At 42.0% G+C, this 20361-nt stretch carries 4 protein-coding genes; all 4 read right to left on the reverse strand.

Annotated elements, in window-relative coordinates:
- Window positions 1-1317, reverse strand: a 1317-nt coding sequence (locus QZZ43_RS07535) for a hypothetical protein (protein WP_291857578.1), incomplete at its 3' end; no start/stop codon positions are given.
- A 502-nt stretch (window positions 1318-1819) separates the two neighbouring features.
- Window positions 1820-2626, reverse strand: coding sequence for a T9SS type A sorting domain-containing protein (locus QZZ43_RS07540; RefSeq protein ID WP_291857579.1), 807 nt, complete (start codon window positions 2624-2626; stop codon window positions 1820-1822).
- The gene (locus QZZ43_RS07545; RefSeq protein ID WP_291857580.1) at window positions 2623-11619 is read right to left on the reverse strand and encodes a hypothetical protein; all 8997 of its coding nucleotides are present in this window, start codon (window positions 11617-11619) and stop codon (window positions 2623-2625) included. The genes QZZ43_RS07540 and QZZ43_RS07545 overlap by 4 nt, the downstream gene beginning before the upstream one ends.
- Window positions 11620-11888: 269 nt before the next feature.
- On the reverse strand, window positions 11889-20222 hold the full coding sequence (locus QZZ43_RS07550; protein ID WP_291857581.1) for a T9SS type A sorting domain-containing protein: 8334 nt from the start codon (window positions 20220-20222) through the stop codon (window positions 11889-11891).
- Between the last annotated feature and the right edge of the window lie 139 nt (window positions 20223-20361).

A 20361-nucleotide genomic window follows, 5' to 3' on the forward strand; every position in this document is an offset into this window, starting at 1 on the left:
ATTCTGTCCAAGATAATCAGTAATATCAATAACCTCCTCTTTCCATTTTGTCTGCCCAGTCAATCCGCCAGCAGTCATCGGAGTTCCATTGATATACACATCACCATAATCGTATCCGGCCTGTCCACCTGCTTTCCAGTAGAATTTCAACTCAGCACTTTTATATTTTGAAGGGATACTAACTGAAGTAGAAAAATCTGACCATAAAACTCCACTATGATTACCCCCATTATAAATTGGTTCCGTGTTCCCAAACTGCACAATATGTGCTGATCTGCTTCCGCGAAAAGAGGTAGCCATACCGTTCAACAACCAGTTATCTGACCAATAGATATTTTCTGATTCAATTGACCATGTATATCCATTGCTACTTAACCAATCTCCTGTATCTGGATTACCATCCGTTATATTTGTAATACCATTTGTCCCCTCAAAATCCTCATAAAAAACAGTAGATGCTCCAATCGTAGTACCATTAGCCGTTTGTCCTGCCAGTGCATATTCATGAGTGATGGGATCGTAACTCCAAATCTTATAGAAACGTGTTTGAAATTCATTCAGTAACGATTCAGTAAATGAAACACCAGTACTGCTCATTAACACTGAGCCACCATTGCTTCCTGCAGGATCTCCGACAGCCAGGGCAACACCATCTTGCGGTATAAAATCAATTTCACCATTAGCCCCAACCAACAGATATTCCATGTTACTACCTGGTTCTGTCCATGAAACACCTATGGAGCTATTGGTAATATCAGAAACTTTAAAATTCTCAACTTCTGGCAAATCGGATCCAACAACTTTAATATTATTTACATCCCAGCTTCCCGCAACTTCATTGGTGCGCACAAATGCCAGCCTCACAAGCTGACCGCTCCAGGATGAAATATTAATTCGTTGAGAGGTCTCTATTGTTTGAAGCGATGTCCATTGTTTTACAGTAACAAAACTTGATGGAGCAGGTGCCGAACCGCTATTATCCTGTGCAATCAAAACAGCAAATGATGATCCTGTGCTTCCTGCCCGAATATCAGAATATTCCAAAAAGTTGCTGACATCCTTAAGTTGAATTGCAGGAGAGATTGCCCAGTTTTGAGCATACATATTGCCTGAATTTCCGCCTCCGCCACCTCCCTTGGTGCCTACATACAAACCATTTCCCGTCAGGTCCCATGCAGTCTTCTCAACATCAATCTGCACCTCTGCCCAGTTGGTGGCATCAGCCTTGGTATATGGTAATGGAGTCTGCCCAAACGCCTCAAATCCGACTCTTAAACCAAATAACAGCCCTATCAATACTATGTAAAATTTCTTCATATCACTAAAACCTTTAACCCTGTTCAAAAGAATAAACTTTTACGATTATGCTACTTTCTACTGCGAGAGAGGCAAAGGGTTGTTTTCTTTTGATAAATCGAAATTTTCTACTGACGAAATTCTATTTCAGGCTGATTAAAACGCAATTGTAAAAAAACCTTAACGAGAAAGTCCCGCTGCTCAAGGGTTTGAGGCGGGACTAAGAACCCCCTAAATCTTCCCAAGGGGGACTTTAAAAAAAGAGGGGACTTAAAAGTGACGGATCAGCGCTCAGGGTCGCTGCTTTACCCGATAAGAATCCGCCACACCTGCGTCATGGCGTCTCTGCGTTTAGGCTTTTTTAACGGACTATTGTAGACCAATCGTCCGTTAAACTTTTAGAAGAGCCTCTGATCCAGTTATTTGAAATCAAACGGATTTTTGTGTTAAAATGCAGATTTTCAACATTATATGATTCATCTTATATCTTATATCTAAAAGTCTAACGGTCTATTGGTATATCTTACTTCCGCATAACTTTTGCAGTCTTCTGTTGTGCACCGGCAGTAACTTTCAACAAATAGACTCCGGTGGCATCTGGCAAATCTATTTCAGTTTTATTAGATTCCGATTTGGTACTACTGATTTGGCGCCCGTTGATGTCGGTTAAATCAATATTGGCAGCGCCTTCCCGCAACAAATCCCGGCTAATGGTGACACTTGCATAATCTCCATAACCATATATTTCTATCTCCCCTTTTTCATTGACTTTCGACTGGTTATTCACACTCGTAGCGACTTCCAGTACCGGACTTAAATGCAGAACAAAACGATCGTGAACATCGCCCATTTGTTGCGGAGTATAAATATATCCCTCAGTGTGGCGCATATCAATCATAGAACCAGCAACCTTATCTTCAATAAAAACATCATATTCAACCGGGAATTCATCCAGTCTCAACGACAATACTACTTCCGAATCCACCTGGTTTCGAATGGCGATTGGAATACTCCGAGGTCCGCCTGTGAGGGAAGAGAATCCGTTGATGGACATTTTTTTATCATCCACCCATGAATAAATCTCCGGCACTTTACTGGAAGTATTAAACATTTTTTCCGAATCGGCCCCGTCAAAACCATCAATGAATTTCTCATTAAAGTAAATCACGGCCACATCAGAAATGAACTCATTGGTTTGCATCAATTTCAGCATATCCAGGCTTTCTAAACTTGCAGAAGCACTTTTCAGGGGCATCGAATTATCTGAAACCCGCGCTTTGTTGGTCAAATCGATAGTCGCATCTCCGGAAGGCGTATCATTAACCTTCACCCACACTGATTGGAGGGGCGAGATGGTTCCAATATTCTGAGCAGTATAACCCTGAGAAAAGAACCTCCTGATTCGATGGTGGAATGTCCGGTAACGCCATTGTATGTAATCATATAATCCCCAACCTGACTCCCGGCATAGACACGATAGTAAATTGTTTTCGATAAATTATCACTGATGGTAACGCCCGTATCTTCCACATCATCAATATCCCACTTAATGGCTGATGGATATGGATTTGAAAACAGATAATAACCTTTACCATAGGGAATCGTCCAACTCAAAGGCCCTGTATTCAGTTTCCCACTATTGGATATGGTATGGTCACTTTCATAAAAAACCATAATTCCTTCCATGGGATTAATCAATGTAGAATTATTTATAATGCGCTGCCATTGAGTTGTGCTTCGATAAACCCAACTGGTAATTTCCTGAGCATCGTACGTGGCACCAGAAGGCGACACAAAAGGCTGCCCCAAGCGATACCATTGATTGGCTTTAACCGGCAATTCGATGCGTCCGTTTCCAGAATCCGTATTGCCGACAGGAACATTCAGTGCAGACACATTATCAGGGTTCGACTTCAGGAAAATTTCCCCGTTGTTGACAAGGCTGTTATCTACTGTTAATGTAGCACCAGCCTCCAGTGTTATCATTGCATTGGGATATATCAGCAAGTCTTTGCAAAAAGCATCCCCATTAATTACAGGCTGCTGCCCTCCTGATGGATTTTCCGGTATATCCACCTCGGTACTCATAGACGGAACAGTGCTACCCACCCAGTTGGAAGCGTCAAACCAGTCTGCGGTAGCACCTTCCCAGGAATAAGTATATACCGTGGTTCCTCCTATGGTAAAATTGTTTCCCGCCACAAACTCATTAAACCTCACTGGAGAATCGGTTTTAATAGTCCCGAACGAAGTTCCCTGGTCTTCCCTGTCACTACCAGCAACCGACCAGGCATCAGGCTCCAAATCACTCCAGGTTACCACTCTTAAGTCGTTTCTCTCCGAAGGATCCGCAGAAACGCCACTTTGTGAATCCCAACGAATCGTCACATCAGCATCGGCACCATCAGGACCTTTTACATTCCAGTACTCCTTTTTACTTACAAACTCCAGAGGAGGCACAAAACGCTCTGTATCCAGTCCGCTGTTGCCGGGATTCTGGTTGTGATAGGTGGCAATCCATGGCAAGGCTGATCCCGATTGAACATGAGATACAAGCAATGCTCCATATCGACCTCCATTCCCAACAGGAAAAGAGAAGGAACCACCATTAGAAATAGTCTTTTCAAAAGGACCGGAGACATAGGAAGAAGGGCCACCTCCTACCACCGCATCAGCAGATGCATTAGTAACAGCAAAACGATTCCCCGCTGTATTGTTCACGACACCATCTGTAAGGGTGAGTGCTTTTTGCACTTCCACAACTGTTTCCAACAAAATGCCAATGGGATTATTAACCTCCAAATAATTAAATCCATTATCTCCATCAAAAACACCGGGTCCTGATATTTGCTGTGTTGCCTTACCGTTAAAAATCCACTTTGCATCTGCACTTGTTCCGGCATCAAACGAACCTGAAGCAAATTCAAAACTACCTTTCAAGCTAATTATGCAGTTGTGCTCGTTAATTAAATCAGCACCTGACAAAAGAATGTTACCAGAAATCTGCAATGGAATATTGGGCAGACGACGCTCCCCGGTTCCGCTAAATATTAAATTATTAACCTTACTAAAACTACCCAACACATCATAATTACCGTTACCGGCAAACTCAAAAGTGCCCGATTGCAGGAAACCGTCATAGACACCTGCAGGAAGGTTTCCACTTTCGAGCGTTAGAATGCCATCACCAAAAACATCGCCCATCCGATGCCCAAAAGTAGAACCCACTTTGAGTTTTCCAGAGCCATTTATAGTGGTTCGGTAGGATGAAATGTAATTTATTGGCAGATTCACTTCGTGTTGGATATAAACCATTGCTCCACTTGGGCCTCCACCCGGCACGGTACCTCCGGGCACGGGATAAGTATCCCATATAATCTCATCAGACCAGGCACCGCTTATTTTAGTAGTGTATCCGGGAACCTGATCGGGAATCGCGGTATCCATGCCGGCTGTATAATCCCCGCTTATTCCGTCATCGTTGGTTCCGCTAAAAGTAAACACCAACTCACTGGAAGCTTCATCAATAACTCCTTCCCCGCTGAATTTATTCCATTGACCTGAATTGTCGGATAAAAGCCGTGCAATCAAATAATCCTGAATGGCATTCGGATATTCCACAGCAACATCGCTCTCAACATATTTCATTCTGGCAGACGCTTCGAATCCTGATACCCCCTGTGCCCGCAACACCCAATGATATTGAAGAACATTGGCAGGATCCGGAACACTGGAATGGGGTTCATTGGAAGGTTTGACAATAAGGCTGCCACCAGAGACTGAATTTGCAGAAATATTCAAGCTAACAGGAGTATATTTTCCTTTTGCCCCCATCGGAAAAACAAAATCACTCGCTCCTGATGGAAAAATCTTCTTTACCCCGTTATCAGTGAAAGAAATATTGGTCTGAATCATTTTTGAAGCCGAGAAAGGAGCAATTTCACTAACTTCTTCAATTACGCAACTTTCATCCAGAATAAGTAAATTCTTGTCTATATTAAGAATTCCCCGTTCCATTCTTAAAACATGGCTGACAGAAAAATCGTTTCCTACAGGAACAACAACCCCGGAGGGATTATTTATGGTCAGTTTTCCAAATTTTCCGTTTCCGGCAAGCACTTGTTCCGATGTTCCATCAAACACAATTCCATTTCCGGAACCCCCAAAAAGATGGAGCCCATCAAACACAGCATTACCCTTTAAAAAAACCGTATTACTATTATCTGTAAGCGTTCCCGAATAAAATTCAAATCGGTTGTTGATATTCAATTCAGCACCAGCTACATCAAGCGCAAGATTTCCGATTCCTGATTTGATAAAATTGTAAAACCCGGTATCACCGGTAATTAACTGGCTGGTTATGCCGGAAAACAGCGTGGTATTTCCATCAGGAATATAAGTCCCATTATTGGTCAAATTACCCGATAAGTTAACATCAAGACCATTGGCTCTGAAAGAAGTTCCTCCGGAAATGGTAAGGTTTTCCAATGTAAGGGGAGCAAGTTCCAGATCCAGAACGGGATTATTGGCCGATTGATTATCAACCACCACATTTCTCAAAACTGCCGAAGAATAGAACCCGATACTTTGCCCGGCCACAGTATTGACCCCGCCGATATGAACCGCCGAATTGGCCCCTAAGTCCACATTACTTTCATCAAGATCAAGATAAAAAGAAGGCACAGCCGCATTAGGCAGAGCATTGGCAATGGTCAATTCGGAACCTTCGACCTGTGAAAACGTAGATTCATTAAGCATCTCAAAGACACCGCGAGAAGTTTCACCACCATCATTGGCATTGGTACCAATGATAATATCGGAATTGTTGTGCTTTTGGCTAAAATGCAGGGTGCCCTCTTCTGTTGCTGTGCTTCGCCGGATTTGAGACCCCACGTAAAAGTTTCCCTGAAATACATCAATAACAGAATTTCCGGAAGAAGTATATTCAATGTAATTATTAATTCCGCCATTGATGAACCAATTCGTACCCAAACCAACATTGATACGGCCATCGAGCCAGATACCGGTATTGTTGCCGGTTACTCTAACTATACTTTGTTGTTCGGTATTCAATTCAGCTTCTGCCGGAATCCGGAAATCAGCGCCGCCCGATGACAATGTAATGTCAATACCGGGATCGCTCAATTGCAGGCGACCACTTATCAACTCAAGAGATTTTTCATCCCCATTAGTGGGCCCGTAAAGTGTAAAAAAGTCCTGAAAATCAAAACTGCGCCCTTCCATTTTGTTCATGACAAGGCGGTAAAAACCAACGGGCATCCCATCAACATTTGTCATCTTCGCATCAGCATCTCCAAACAATTCAAGAATGACGTTATTGCCTCCACTATTGTCCGAAAACAAATCAAATTTATCCCCCTGAGTCAATTCAATATCCCCTCCCACTCTGAAGCGGTGTTCAAGATTTCTGGCTATTGAATTATCCACAATAACACTATTACCATAGGCATTGTGTAAGCTCAAATTGCCGTGGAGAGTTAATTCTCTGGCAAAATCATCAGGAAACTCAATAATACCGTTAAGATAATCACCTAAACCCAAGTCTCCATTTACAGTCAGGTCATGTTCAAGGCGCAAAGTAGCCTGATGGTCGACTTGTAAATCGCCCATTATCGTTGCCTCATCAGGAAAAAAGACAGTCCGGATACCCCCTCCCTCGATCCTTACATTCGGATAAGAATTAAACATAGATGGTAATTGAACATCCGTTCCGCTTACCAAAAGAAATAAAACACGGGATCCCTGCGCATAATTATTAACAAACCGACCAAAATCACCGCTGATATTGCCTGGATTGGAAGGATTAACACGAATATCCAAAATCCCGTTTCCATCAACAACGCCCATATCGAAAGTTGCGCCATTTTCTATAAACAAACGGGTATCCTCCACACCGGGATCATCACTTGAATTAATGATGACCCCGGACAACTTATAATTATCGGTAGCACGATAAGCCATGTGATGCTGGTTACCCCCACCATCACCAGGGTCAGCCCCACCATAGCCAATAACAGCAATATCACCATCCTGAGGAAAATCGCCTGCAGCAGCTCCGGTATGCGATTCCGTACTCCAGTTGTTTCCATTACTCCACACCGGAACATTGGGCAAATAATAAGAAGAGGACGGGGTAATACTGTAAAAAACAGTTGGCTGATTAAATTCGTATTTATTTCCAATCGTGTAATCCCCGGTAAGAAATGCACTATAAGGGAACTCAAGTTTATTGCCGTTTTTAACATTTCCGGCATCGTACCAGGCATAATCGTCCGGCCAAAGGTTCAGCCCATTGGTTACACTTCCCGGAATTGCGCCCGGGCCATAGGTAAACGTATATTTTAAATCATTGTGAACCAGACCTAAAAAGCCTGTTGTATCAACAACCCAGTAGTAAGGAATAGCATTACTGGCAACTGTGGCAGATGGATGATAATCATTGACGGGATTCACCGAAATCGTGCCGGCTTCATTTATGATAGCACTTTGGGTAACAACAGTGGGACAATAATCAGTGTCCGTACCAACAGGAAAAACCGTTTCTGCACCAGCCGCCCCCAAGGAAAAATCAATAAACAGACTTAATCCGCCATCGGAAGCATTTCCGGCTGTTTTAAACATCTTGGAACTACCAAACCCACTACCCATGATTGCTTCGGAGACATCCAGGTTGTAAGTATCCAAATCCACTACCCCGGATGTGAGGATAAAGTCAGCTACATTAATATTGCTCAACAGTTTAGCGCCATTAACATTGTTAAGTTCCAGATGACCAAAACTCTGTTCCTTGCCCAAACTCCCTTTAATGGTCTGTAAAGTGCTTCCGTTAAGAACCATTTTTCCTGCACTGGCATTCGATGCAATAATTTGACCATCAACAATTTCAATATTACCATGTAAATCCACATTCCACTGGTCAACATCCAGTTCGCCACGTTTGATATTAACATTACCATTAATCAAAAGCGGTGGATTACTGGCTGCCCGGCCATTACTTGAAATTTCCAACCTGTTGAACAGCGATGGGTCGGAACTTTGTTCCTTATCGAGTTCCAGATTATTAAAAGTCAATTCGTGCGCATTTGTAGTATTGCGCACATAAATGTTGGAAAGGCTGTTTCCGGTAAAACGAGTGGTATTGGAGCCGGAAATGTAGGAAGCATTGTCTTTTAAGTCGAAATTTCGCCCGATAGCAACATCGAAACCTCCGGCATTCAGCTCCGAGCCCGAATCAATTAATAAATCATTAAGTACCTCAAGAGGTTCCAGAAGAGTTAAAGTAGAATTATTAACCACCTGCAAATTATAGAAAGGAGCCGTGGAAAGAACCTGGGCATTATTACTGCTGTTGATGTAAACGGTACCTCCGGAAACATTAAAATTTCCGTCGGCGCTGGCAATATGAATGGCGTTAGGGGTATGGCCATTGATGTTATCAATATACAATGCGCCCCCTTTCATGGAAAAAACCATATCCGGATTGTCGAGATTCAGTAAAGCCCGGGTTGCATCCGACCCATGCTCACTGGTTACTCTTACTTCACCACCATTCAATATAAAAGCAAAGTTCCCGGAAGAGGAGGAACTACTTACTGCTATTTGATTGGCTTCAAGTACGCCGCCATCAACCTGAATGATACCGGGCGCTTCATCGCGAAAATTAATAGCCTCGCCTTTTCCCAGGTACCAATAACCATTGATAACATGTAGTTTTCCATAAGGATACAAAGCCTGCTCACCAGAGCCTGTATTGATACCACTTGGTGTACCATGAGACAATCCCGAAAAATCGCTGTTCTCATCAGCAGAATTCTGCACAAAAACCCCGGGTCCGTCGAGGACAAGACCGGCCCGCCGACCAATTGTATAATCCCTTGTCCCTTCGGTAAGAGAAGGAATAAAAACGCTGCCGGTAAGTCTTAATGAGCCATTGGCGATCCAGAGAGCTTTCCGGTTTTCCGGATGGGCCGCATCCGAGTTGTCCCACTCCCCATCGTTTTCACCAAAAAGAGCAAAATAGGCCTTATTATCGGCATATACCTCCAACTCAAAACTTCGGTTACTTCCTTTATCCACAACCAAATTATACAAATCGGTTGTATTATTGCAATTTAAGACATTGTTGGACGATCCATAAAAGACCAAAGAAACCGCACCGGTTGTAGCCCTTGAAGCATAATCGGGCACCAGCTGGTTTGTCATGCGCACGGTTCCGTTATTTTCAAAGCTGCCTCCCACGCGAAAGACATGAAATCCTTTATGATAATTCCCATAGCCGCTTTGCGAAGTTAAATCATAACCATCCGCGGTGCCCACAGTAATATTTCCATCTGTCTGAACAATAACATTATTGGAAATATCAAGATTCCGTGGAGTAGTATTGCTGTTGTCATTGATTTGAAGAGTCCCCTTTTTTATGATTAAATCTCCAACAAGGGTATAATCAGTATTTAAAACAAGGGCACTTGCTCTGTTATCCATACTGAGAATGACATCATTAAATGTGCGACTGTTTGCCAGGGTAGCTCCCGCTCCATAAAATTCAACCGTCCCTTTTCCTTCGGAAGCAAATTTTGATGCATCTCCCGTAGGGAAGTTATCTCCCTGCAACAATATTCTGCCATTTCCGGCAATCTCTCCAAAAGAATGACCCGTTGTTCCGGCAATGTTGAGTCGTCCGTTCACTTCAACAGAACCATTTTTAAGATTGTTGGTATTCACATCAACGGTCCGTCCGTTAAGAATAACAACTTCATCATTTTCGGAGTTTTCAGGAGTTAAATGATCGGGATTGTCAGGCAAAGCGCCTGATGAGTCGAGGGTCCAGGTCTCCCAATCTTCCCAATTGCCACTTATCAGGGTGTACCAAATTTTGCTTTGTTTGCCCTGAACCGGACTTTCCGATTGATTTAAAGTACCCAATGTAAAGTATCCGTTTTGAAGATTGGAATCCTGAACATTGAAAAGCACTTCAGGCCCCGATACTTCTGCTGCGGTGGCAACTATCGAAAACCCATTGAGGGGAGTTGTCTTGTACAACAAAACATAATCGTCAGGTCTGGGCGGATTATACCCCTTTTCAAAGGCGGTTGGGATGTTGAATGAGAAGCGGGTACTCACATTACCCGTTTTCTCAACATACCACTCACGATTCCAGGCGGCCTCTGCCCCTGAAGCGGTTACATCAGAACCAACGTTAATTGAAGTAGCTGTATTGTCGGCATTGTTATGTGCAAAAAGAACATATTCTCCGGTATCGAAATCAGAATCTGAAAGTATTCTCAATCCTGAAGAATAACCTGAATTTTGGGAACCCCCGATTTCATTTCCTATCCCTGAAAGATTATGAACATAGGCAGGATCGCCTGAAGAATAAAGATCATTTGCAATAACAATCCCATATCTAGCATTGATATAGTTTTCAACGATAACACGTGAAGCAGCAGATAAATTGCTGGCAAATAGAATCACTTCAGCTATATTGCCATTCCATGCAGAAGAACCATCTTTAGGCCCTTTCCCCAGCAACACCTTTTGTGCTCCGGAAAGCAATCCATTTTTGACACCACCATCTGCTGAAAGTGCATCGCTCTTTCCATCCACAAACAGTTGCATTGAACTGCCACTTTTCCATGAAAGCGAAAGAAGTTGAGGTGTTATAGACTGGACTCCGGAGGAAGATTCTATCTGAATATCACCCAATGTAGTCCTCAGACCAACTTTTACGACATTAGTCCCTCCACCACTGAAGCCATCTTTATCATATCTGACAGTAAGAACATCGTCATTACTATCGGGATCTTCAGTATCGAAAAACCCGGCATCGGTATTTGTAACGTTAGACTCAATTACTGTAAAAAGGGTAAAAGCATTCAACCCGTTTATGTAAGAGTCTCCATCTTCATCTACCAAAAAATCATCTGTCCCGTCAAAGGCAACAGCTGGTCTTCCATTGATTGCATTGAGAAAATATTCAGGCTGTTTAACGGTTAAGGTCTGCTGCAAATCATGCCCGTTACCTGAAATATCCGTCCAGAATTCTACGTTATCATTGTCAGAATAAGCAAGAGAATCTGAATTTAACCATAGCAATAGCTCCGGATGACCATCAGAACCATCCGAATTTCCTATGCCCCCCGGCCCCGTTTGTGCATTAAGGAATAAAGGAAACAAAAGAAATAAAAAAAACCATCGTAATGAATTAACCCTGTTCAACACTTTCGTCATTAATGATCTTTCTAATAGTTCTATCATAACGAAAAAAACGACTAAAGGATTCATTTTTAGGGATAAATAGTTCATTTCGAAAACAATCATTTTTTGTCTGACCAATTCTAACCTGATTAATTCATGAATAAATCAGGCTAAATTGCAGGAAATCATTAACGAAAAAGTCTCGCAACCCAACGTTTTGGGGCGAGACTTCTTAACTTCACAGGGTTAATTGTGATATTTTGGCCTCCTAAATCCCCAAAGGGGACTTAAAAAGGGATTTTTTTTAAGCGGGTGAGGCCCCTCGTTCGGAAACGAGGGAAAGTAAAACTCAATATTTAAGCAGGTTTTTCTACATCTTACTTTCTCATGACTTTTGCGGTTTTTTGCTGAGTCCCGGCAGTAACCTTTAGCAAATAGACTCCGGTAGCCTCAGGCAACTGGATTTCAGTTTCATTGGCAGCGGTCTGAGTACTGCTTAACTGACGACCACTGAGATCCATCAACGTAAGCTCAGCATTGCCATTAGCCAACAAATCAGGACTAATTTTCACCAAAACGAAATCATCATAACCTGAAATCAGGATTTCACCTGCTTTGGGGGCATCCGGCTCAGCAATATTGGTTGGAATCTCTACTTTCTTAATGAGATGCATCACAAATCGATTGTGATTGTACCCACTATTGTTCCACTCGTAAGTGTATTGCTCCATGTCGCGCATATTGGTCTGAATCTCCAGTTCCAGATCTTCTAACCATACTTCATAGTTTTCGGTGAAATCATCCAACACCATTGAGATAGCAACCTCTCCTTTTTCTCTGATTCTCACACTTAGCGGAATACTTAGTTGATCGGCCTCCAGTAAAGGCAAACCGTTAATGGCAAGGTTTTTATTCTCCACCCTGGTAAATATCTCCGGAATATGTTTCGAGGCATTCATCATCTTTTCAGAATCTGAACGATCTAAACCTTCCAGGAAATAACCATCAAAATAGACCACTGCCACATCCGAGATAAGATCATTGGACTGAACAATACGGATTACATCGCGATCTGAATTATTTCCGGCACTCTTCAACGGAAGTGAGTTGTCTGAAACACGAGCTCTATTGTCCACTTTAATGGAAGCCTTGTCCGAATCATTAACTTTTACCCAAACCGACTGCATGGGAGATATATTACCAATATTGGAAGTGGTATAACCTCCGGGCATTGACTCCCCATCCACCAAGGTCGAAAATCCTGAAAAACCATTGTATGTAATCATATAGTCATCCTCCACAGACCCTGCATAAACCCGGTAATAGATGGTCGATGACACATTATCACTAACGGTAATTCCCGTATTCGGATTACTGATATCCCAGCGCATACTTCCGGGATAGGGATTGGAGAACAGATAAAATCCGCGTCCATAGGGAACTTCCCAGTTTATTTCTCCTGTATTCAACTGTCCGCCATACGTTAACGTCTCATCTTTCTCATAGAGAACCATAATGCCTTCCATAGGATGAATGATTTCGGTATCGGACTGGATACGTTCCCAGTTGGTAGTACTGCGATAGACCCAGCTTTTGTCACCGCTGGCTTTGTATATTCCCCCGGTAGCATCGGAGATTGGCTGCCCAAACCGGTACCACTGGTTTGCTTTTAAGCCTGACAACTCAACAATGCCATGTCCGGAATCAGCATTATCAACCGGAACATTCAAGGCAGCAACTGCATTGGGATTAGATTTGAGGACCACATCTCCATTATTCTCAAATGAGCCGGAAACATTAAGAGTGGCACCGGGCCGAAGGGTTACTGAGGCACTAGGATTGATGGTTAAGTCCAATGCATAGGCATCCTTCTCGGAATTCAGACCTATTTCAGGCAAAGAAGAAACAACACCAATGGTCACTTCTGTATTCGAGGTAGGTACTTTTCCATCATCCCAGTTACCCGGATTAAACCAGTCACTATCCAGGTTTCCTGTCCAATCATACAGATATTTCTCAATAGAACCTATGGTAAAAAAATTCCCTTTACCACTGATTTTATTAAATCCTACAGCACCATTCGACTCAATGGCTCCAAAAAAGTCGCCTTCGTTATGATAAACTACTCCATCCACTATTGACCATGCATTTGCAGAAGTCCACTCTACCATCCTCATTTTTTGTGTTTCGGTTGACTCGGTAGAGAAACCACTTTGCTCATCCCAACGTACGGTTACTCCGGCATTGGCAGTGGCTGGTGCTTTCACACGCCAGTACTCGTTGTGGGAGACAAATTTCAGATCACTTGCTTCCATTGATGCAGGATTCATTGCGGGATTAGCATTGGCAGGGTTGGCATTAAAATATTCAACTTCCCAAAGGCCGGAAGCATCCAACGAAGAAAGATTCAATGTTGCAGGACGATCGTCTTTCCCTACACGGAAATCATAACTGTCATTGGCAGTCAGTCTTTTTCTCAGGGTTGTCCCAATAAAAGATGCAGGATCATTCAATTGCAATGCTGTCAAAGAAGGGTTTGAAATAATCAAAGCACTGGAATTGGTAGATACTATATTTCCACCATTTACGGTCATTGTTTTAGTAACCTCCAAATCATTGGATAAAGAAAGACCTTTGCCATTCTTTACGATGGCACTGGTCAAGGCATTACTCCCTGAAAAAGCCGATAATCCCCCAACGTTCTGCTGTTGAGATCCATCGAAAGTTACCAATCCGTTTCTGATATCAAACGAACCGTTATTGAAAGTGAGGTTTCCTTTTAATGAAAGATTAATTTCCGATTCATTAATTAAACTCACGGTATCCACAGTCAGTCCTCCGTTTAATGTCAGGTCAGCAGCTCCCAGTCGTCTTTCTCCGGAACCTGTAAGTGCCAGATTATTAACCAGAGTGATTTCTCCCAGCACATCATAATCCGTATCTCCTGTAAATTCAAGAGTTCCACCGTTTTTGGAGAAAAATTCATCATACATACCGGCAGGTAGAGCATTTCGTTGAAGAATAATTCGCCCTGTACCTTTTACCTTACCCAAACGATGTCCAAAAGTTGACCCAAAATCCAGAGTTCCGTTATTGCCAAGGTCGGTCATGTAGGCAACAGCAGAAAAAATACTCTCCGGAACAGTCACTTTATGATTAACCTTCACAATAGCTCCGCGGGGCCCCCCGGAAGGAACCACACCGGAACCTTCCACACTCCATGTCGAAGCATCATTCCAAAGACCGTTGGACCGCGTAACAAATGCCTGCACTTTTTCAGGAATAGCATCTTCCTCACCTGCAGTAAAATCTCCGTCAATACCGGCATCGTCGGTTCCAGAAAATGTAAAATTCAAAACATAGTTATTTTCATCAAATCCATCGAGGTTATATTTATTCCAATAGCCTTCAGACGCATCCAACAAACGGGCAGTGATATAAGCAGATCCATCTCCTTCCACGGCCTCAGCAAATGCCTGCATAGTAACATTGGCAGAAAAATTTTCAATTCCTTCAGCATCCAGCGTCCAGTTGTAATGTAACACCCGGTTCTTCTCAGAAGCCGGTATCGTAATATGAGGTTCATTGGCAGCCTTCACACGTATTGAACCAGTAGCATTTCCAGTGGTTGAGACATTCAAACCCACCGGGGTATATTTTCCCATTGACCCAATGGGAATAGTATATGCTGTAAGACTGGTAATAGCCGGCAAAAACTTCTGAACTCCGGCATCAGTAAACGAAAGGTTGGTCTGAATCATAGCATCTTCAGAGAACCCTGCGGTACCTGAAACAATCTCCGCATCTTTACCGATAACAAGAAGATTACGACCAATGTCCAGAACACCTGCATCCAGTTTCAGCTGACCAGAAAAATTAATTGCACCTCCCTGTGTGGGTACAACCACTCCGGCAGTATTGTTTACCGACAAGCGGCCGATTTCTCCCTCAACCTGCAGCAGCTGACTATTGCTGCCTGCCATCACGACTCCATCAGTAGCTGAAGAACTTTGAGTTGAAGCACCGTTTTCAATCAACAAATTACCTTTTACAATCAATTGATTATCGGCAGTATTTACAACGCCGGATAGAATATTCAGGTCGTCATTGATGGTAACTTCTGTATCTTCAGCCTGTAGTAATATTGCAGAACCATCTTTCACAACTTTGTGGAGCGCAACATCACCACTAATCGTTTGAGAAGCATCCCCTTTGAAATAAGTGGTGTTGTAGGATGGTTTATAAGTCCCAGAGTTGGTCAAATTGCCGTAAAGATTTAAGTCTAACCCATTAGCATCGAATGTGGTATTAGCTCCAATGGACAAATCCCCATTCAAGGTATGCTCACGGGTGAGCAACGTCACTTCATTGCCACTTCCAACTCCACTGGCCGCTCCTCCTGTTAAGGTAACATCATTTAGGTTCTTTGGGGCATACACTCCAAAAACCTCACCATCAGCGTAGCTAACATCGAAAGCAAACCCGCAACTGCCCGTATAGCTTACATTTTCCGGATTAAAATATAACGATGGCACTGAATTACTCTGATTGGAACGGTAGATGGTTATGAAATCATCTTCTCCCTGTGAAAAAGAACTTCCGGCACCCATAATTTCAAACATTCCACGGGTCGGTTTTATATCTCCTCCTGTATTTCCTATATTGACAGTTGCTCCCTTCTGAACAAATGATAATATCCCCTCATCAGCATTGGTTGATCGCCGAATCTGGTCACCTACATTCAAAATTCCATAATTACTAACTTCCAGATAGGAATTTCCTGATGAAGTGAATTCAATATAACTACTATTGGATGGACCACCTGATGCCAGGGTACCATCAAGATTGGCTGTACCACCATCAACTATTAGGGAGCCATCCAGTTTTATTCCTGAATTGCCGGATGAGTAAACTATTCCATCCGTCACATATAATTTAGAGCTCGAAGGTATTTCAAAGTCATTACCTCCTGTTGTTAGATCGATTTCGATACCTGAATTATTTATATAGCATTCACCAGATGTTAATTCCAAAGCTTTAGTTGTTCCATTAGAAGAACCATTCAAAAAAAATGCACCGTTAAACGTGACACTTTGAGATAATGGTTTATTTATTTCTATGCGATTAAAATTGGCTAAACCTCCGGTATTACTGTATGTGGCAGATTCTGTTCCTTCAAAAATGAGAGTTGAATTAGTCAGGTTTATGGATCCATTTTTTTGATTTATGTTACCTTTAAGATAAATATTACCATTGCTGGTATTATCATTTAATGTTCCCGTCCCTGTAAATTCTATATCCCCTCCAATATCCATATATCGGTTATCACTCCACGTATGATTAAAAGTTAACGTTCCGGAATCAATAACAACATCTCCACCAACTTCTACAACTTCACTTTGATATGTAAGTAAAGAAAGAGTCCCGCTTTCCACGGTCAGGTTACCATTTATGATCAGGTCTTCATCTGTATCACTTTGAACCAAATTACTTCCTGATATTTTCAAATTAGGATAATAAGGTAATAATGAATTTGACGGTAGTATTCTATTATTCCCCACACCCGTAAACTCTATGGTTGCTTCAACATCGTTACAAAACTCTGAATGATCAGCGTTCAGTATTAAATATGTAGAATAATTGTTGTCTTCCTCATAGACCAGAGTCCCCCCTCCTTTAATAACATCAATATTATGCGTATAGATTTGATTATTTCCATCATCTTCTACAATCAACGTTCCTCCTTCTTCAATAAGGATTTGAGAAGCATTATTATTATCAGAATTTATATAGACAGTATGCCCGGCACCTATAACGCAAAAATCAATGGCCGTTGGAGCTGAGCCGGCTCTGTCATTTTGGTTAGGATCATGATCAGCATCCTCAGTCCATGTATTACGAGCATTAAATGCTCCATCTACATCTCTACTATATAGTGTGCGAGGGGCGTCCCATTCCCCCCACCAAAATCCTCCTTCTAAAACACCATAGGAGAAGTCATTCTCTAAAAGAGCCAAATATGGGAAAGTTAAAGTTGTTCCTCCATTAGAATCTCCATTACCATCATCATAATCATTCCAGGTTGCATTTTCAAAAGTATTTAGAGTAGGGTAATAATATACAGTCCCAAAAAACCATTGTTCATAGACATCAACATCTATTATTGCATAATGTGTAAACTGATATCTAATTTTATCCACATCATTTTCCAAACCACTTTGATCTACTTTCCAATAATATTCAAGTGCATATGTTTGATCTGTCACAGTTGGATGATAATCATTAACCGGATTAACAGTAATAGTTCCATTTGAAGAAACGGCAGCATTTGCATCCACCTGCATAGGTGTGTATCGACCTGTACCGCTACCAATTGGGAAGGATTGAATATTTGTACCATTACTTCCGGCAGTAATTGGCAATGTTAAGCCGCCGTCACTTGCCTCGCCATTGGTATAAAAAAACCGTGAATTGTTAGCATTGGACAGGCTCCCTGTAACAGTAAGGTTGTGGACACCAAGATTGACTTTTCCGGTACCACTACCGGCAAAAGCAAAGCTTTCAACATTTACATTGGTACCTAAAGTAAGTCCGTTATTACCATTGTTCAAACGGATATCACCAAAGTTAAACTCCCTGCCAAATTTACCTATCAATATCGGGGCTGAACCAGTTAATTCCAAACCTCCGGTTCCGCTGGAAGTCAAATCTCCGTCAGAGATAATTACATTACCTGTTACCGTTGGCCAATAATCAACCACATCCAATGCTCCTCTTGTGAGGGTTACATCTCCATCAAAATTGATATTGCCGGCTCCGGATAAGCGTACAGAATAATAACTCCCGTCTGTGGGGTGGCGGTCTTTGTTAATGGTTAAGCCATCTAAGGTTAATGTAGTTCCTGTACTATTTAATATTTCACCATTTTGCAGACCGTTAAAAACCAAACCCCCTGACTGAGTATAGGTTCCTGCGATATCCAGACTTCCCCCAACAGAAATTGAATGTCCAAGATCGTTGAAAGTCGTTCCGGGACCAATTGTCAAGTTATTCAAAACTTCAAAATCAGTTGACCATGACGCATCATATGAAGCACCATACCACCCGGTTATCTGAACATCTGGGGTGGTATTTGAAATAGATAAATTGTATAACGGGCTGGTACTAAAGATATCAAATTTTTGGGAACCTGATAAATCTGCAACCTCAATATTACCACCAGTTACATTGTAATTTCCTTCATTAACTTCAAGTCTGATACCACTGACCCATCCATTCGCCGAATTTGCATGACTAAAACGCAAATTACCACCCGACATATTAAACACAAAATCGGTATTAAGATTTGCTGGTTGAACGGCGGAATTATTTCCTATATGCAAAACTGCAGAACTGTTATCATCATACGGTGTATCAAAGAAATCAACCAAACCACCAGACTGGGCATAACTAAATTTATCAGCACTATTATAGGGTCTAATCTGTGTTAAATTAACCGTACCTCCGGTAACTTCAAACTGAGGGGTTTTTCCATTGGTTGCATAGTTTAATCCATTTGTTCCTGCCGGGGTTGTCAACTCTCCGGCTGCAACAGTAAGTTTACCATACAAAGTAATACCATTCCAATTCCCGGTAGAAGTGGACGAATTCACACTTCCTCCGTTTAAAATCAAATGCCCTGTTTCAGGAATAGTAAATTCATTAGGGGCATTTCCATCAATATTTTCTCCTAACCGATCGATTACAACATTCGACCCCAATTCTAGTGTTCCGTTTTCAATAACAATTGGCAATCTTTGCCAGCCAGCATTACCATCAGCTGCATCGGAAGTAGTACCTGTTACAGGGCCATAAAGTTGAAAGTTGGTATTTTGATCAGCGGTTACATTTAATTTGAAAGCTTTATCGGTCCCTTTATCAACAAAAAGCCTGTGTAACTCCGTTTTCCCCTTACATCGGAACTCATTATCTGTTTCTCCTAAAAACTTAAGTTTTACAACTCCCTTAGTGGGTATATCAAATTGATTGTTCTTTGAAAAATCGACGCTTCCATTATTGATGAAATCCCCATAAACATTAAACCAATGATAGTCGAGGTTATTAGCGACAGACATTTCCCCAGGTGTTTCTACAAACACATTGCCATAAACAGTAACAGACACTTCATTCGGTCCGAAACGAAAATCTCCACCTTTCACAACCAAATTGCCGTTCAATACCAGATCACGTCTTATCCTTACCCGGGAAGCATGATCAACCTCCAGATTAAAAAACTCATAACTGGTAAAAACATCAATATTTGAACTGCCCTTAAAAACAACCGTCCCCTCTCCCTGGTTTTTAGAAGTAAAGTGAGTGGCATCTCCGGATGGGAAATTATCAGCCTCCATAACAATGCGGCCTGAGCCACGGATTTGAGAAAACTGCTGACCAACTGTCTGTTTTAGCTCCAGACGTCCATCAACTGTAAGCACATTGGCCTTGTAACCATCAGCATCCATTGTGATTGTACGGCCCGACTTAATTACCACAATGTCATTCTCATCCGGGATTTCGCCTTTCGGATTGACTTTAACTGAAGCTGCCGGATCCAATGTCCAGATCTCTGCATTTGACCATTCTCCAGAAGTAATTGCATACCACGTATTATTCTGTGCAAAGACACCTGCCGAAACAAGCATCAACAACAGCAAACCAAAAACCCTGTTCATATATAAAATAGTTTAATCAATGTTAATGCCGAAAGAAACCACTTCTGGCCTCCCTGTATTCGACTACGAATAGCATTTGTTCAATTATTTACATGAACCTGTTAAAAAATATTGACCAATAATCAATTTTAAAAGACAA

Origin of the sequence: Marinilabilia sp. (genome assembly GCF_016278715.1) — a bacterium.
GTDB lineage: Bacteria > Bacteroidota > Bacteroidia > Bacteroidales > Marinilabiliaceae > Marinilabilia.

Coding starts and splice junctions, on each gene's coding strand:
- QZZ43_RS07545 (WP_291857580.1), bottom strand. CDS start 11,619: ATGAACTATTTATCCCTAAAAATGAATCCTTTAGTCGTTTTTTTCGTT.
- QZZ43_RS07550 (WP_291857581.1), bottom strand. CDS start 20,222: ATGAACAGGGTTTTTGGTTTGCTGTTGTTGATGCTTGTTTCGGCAGGT.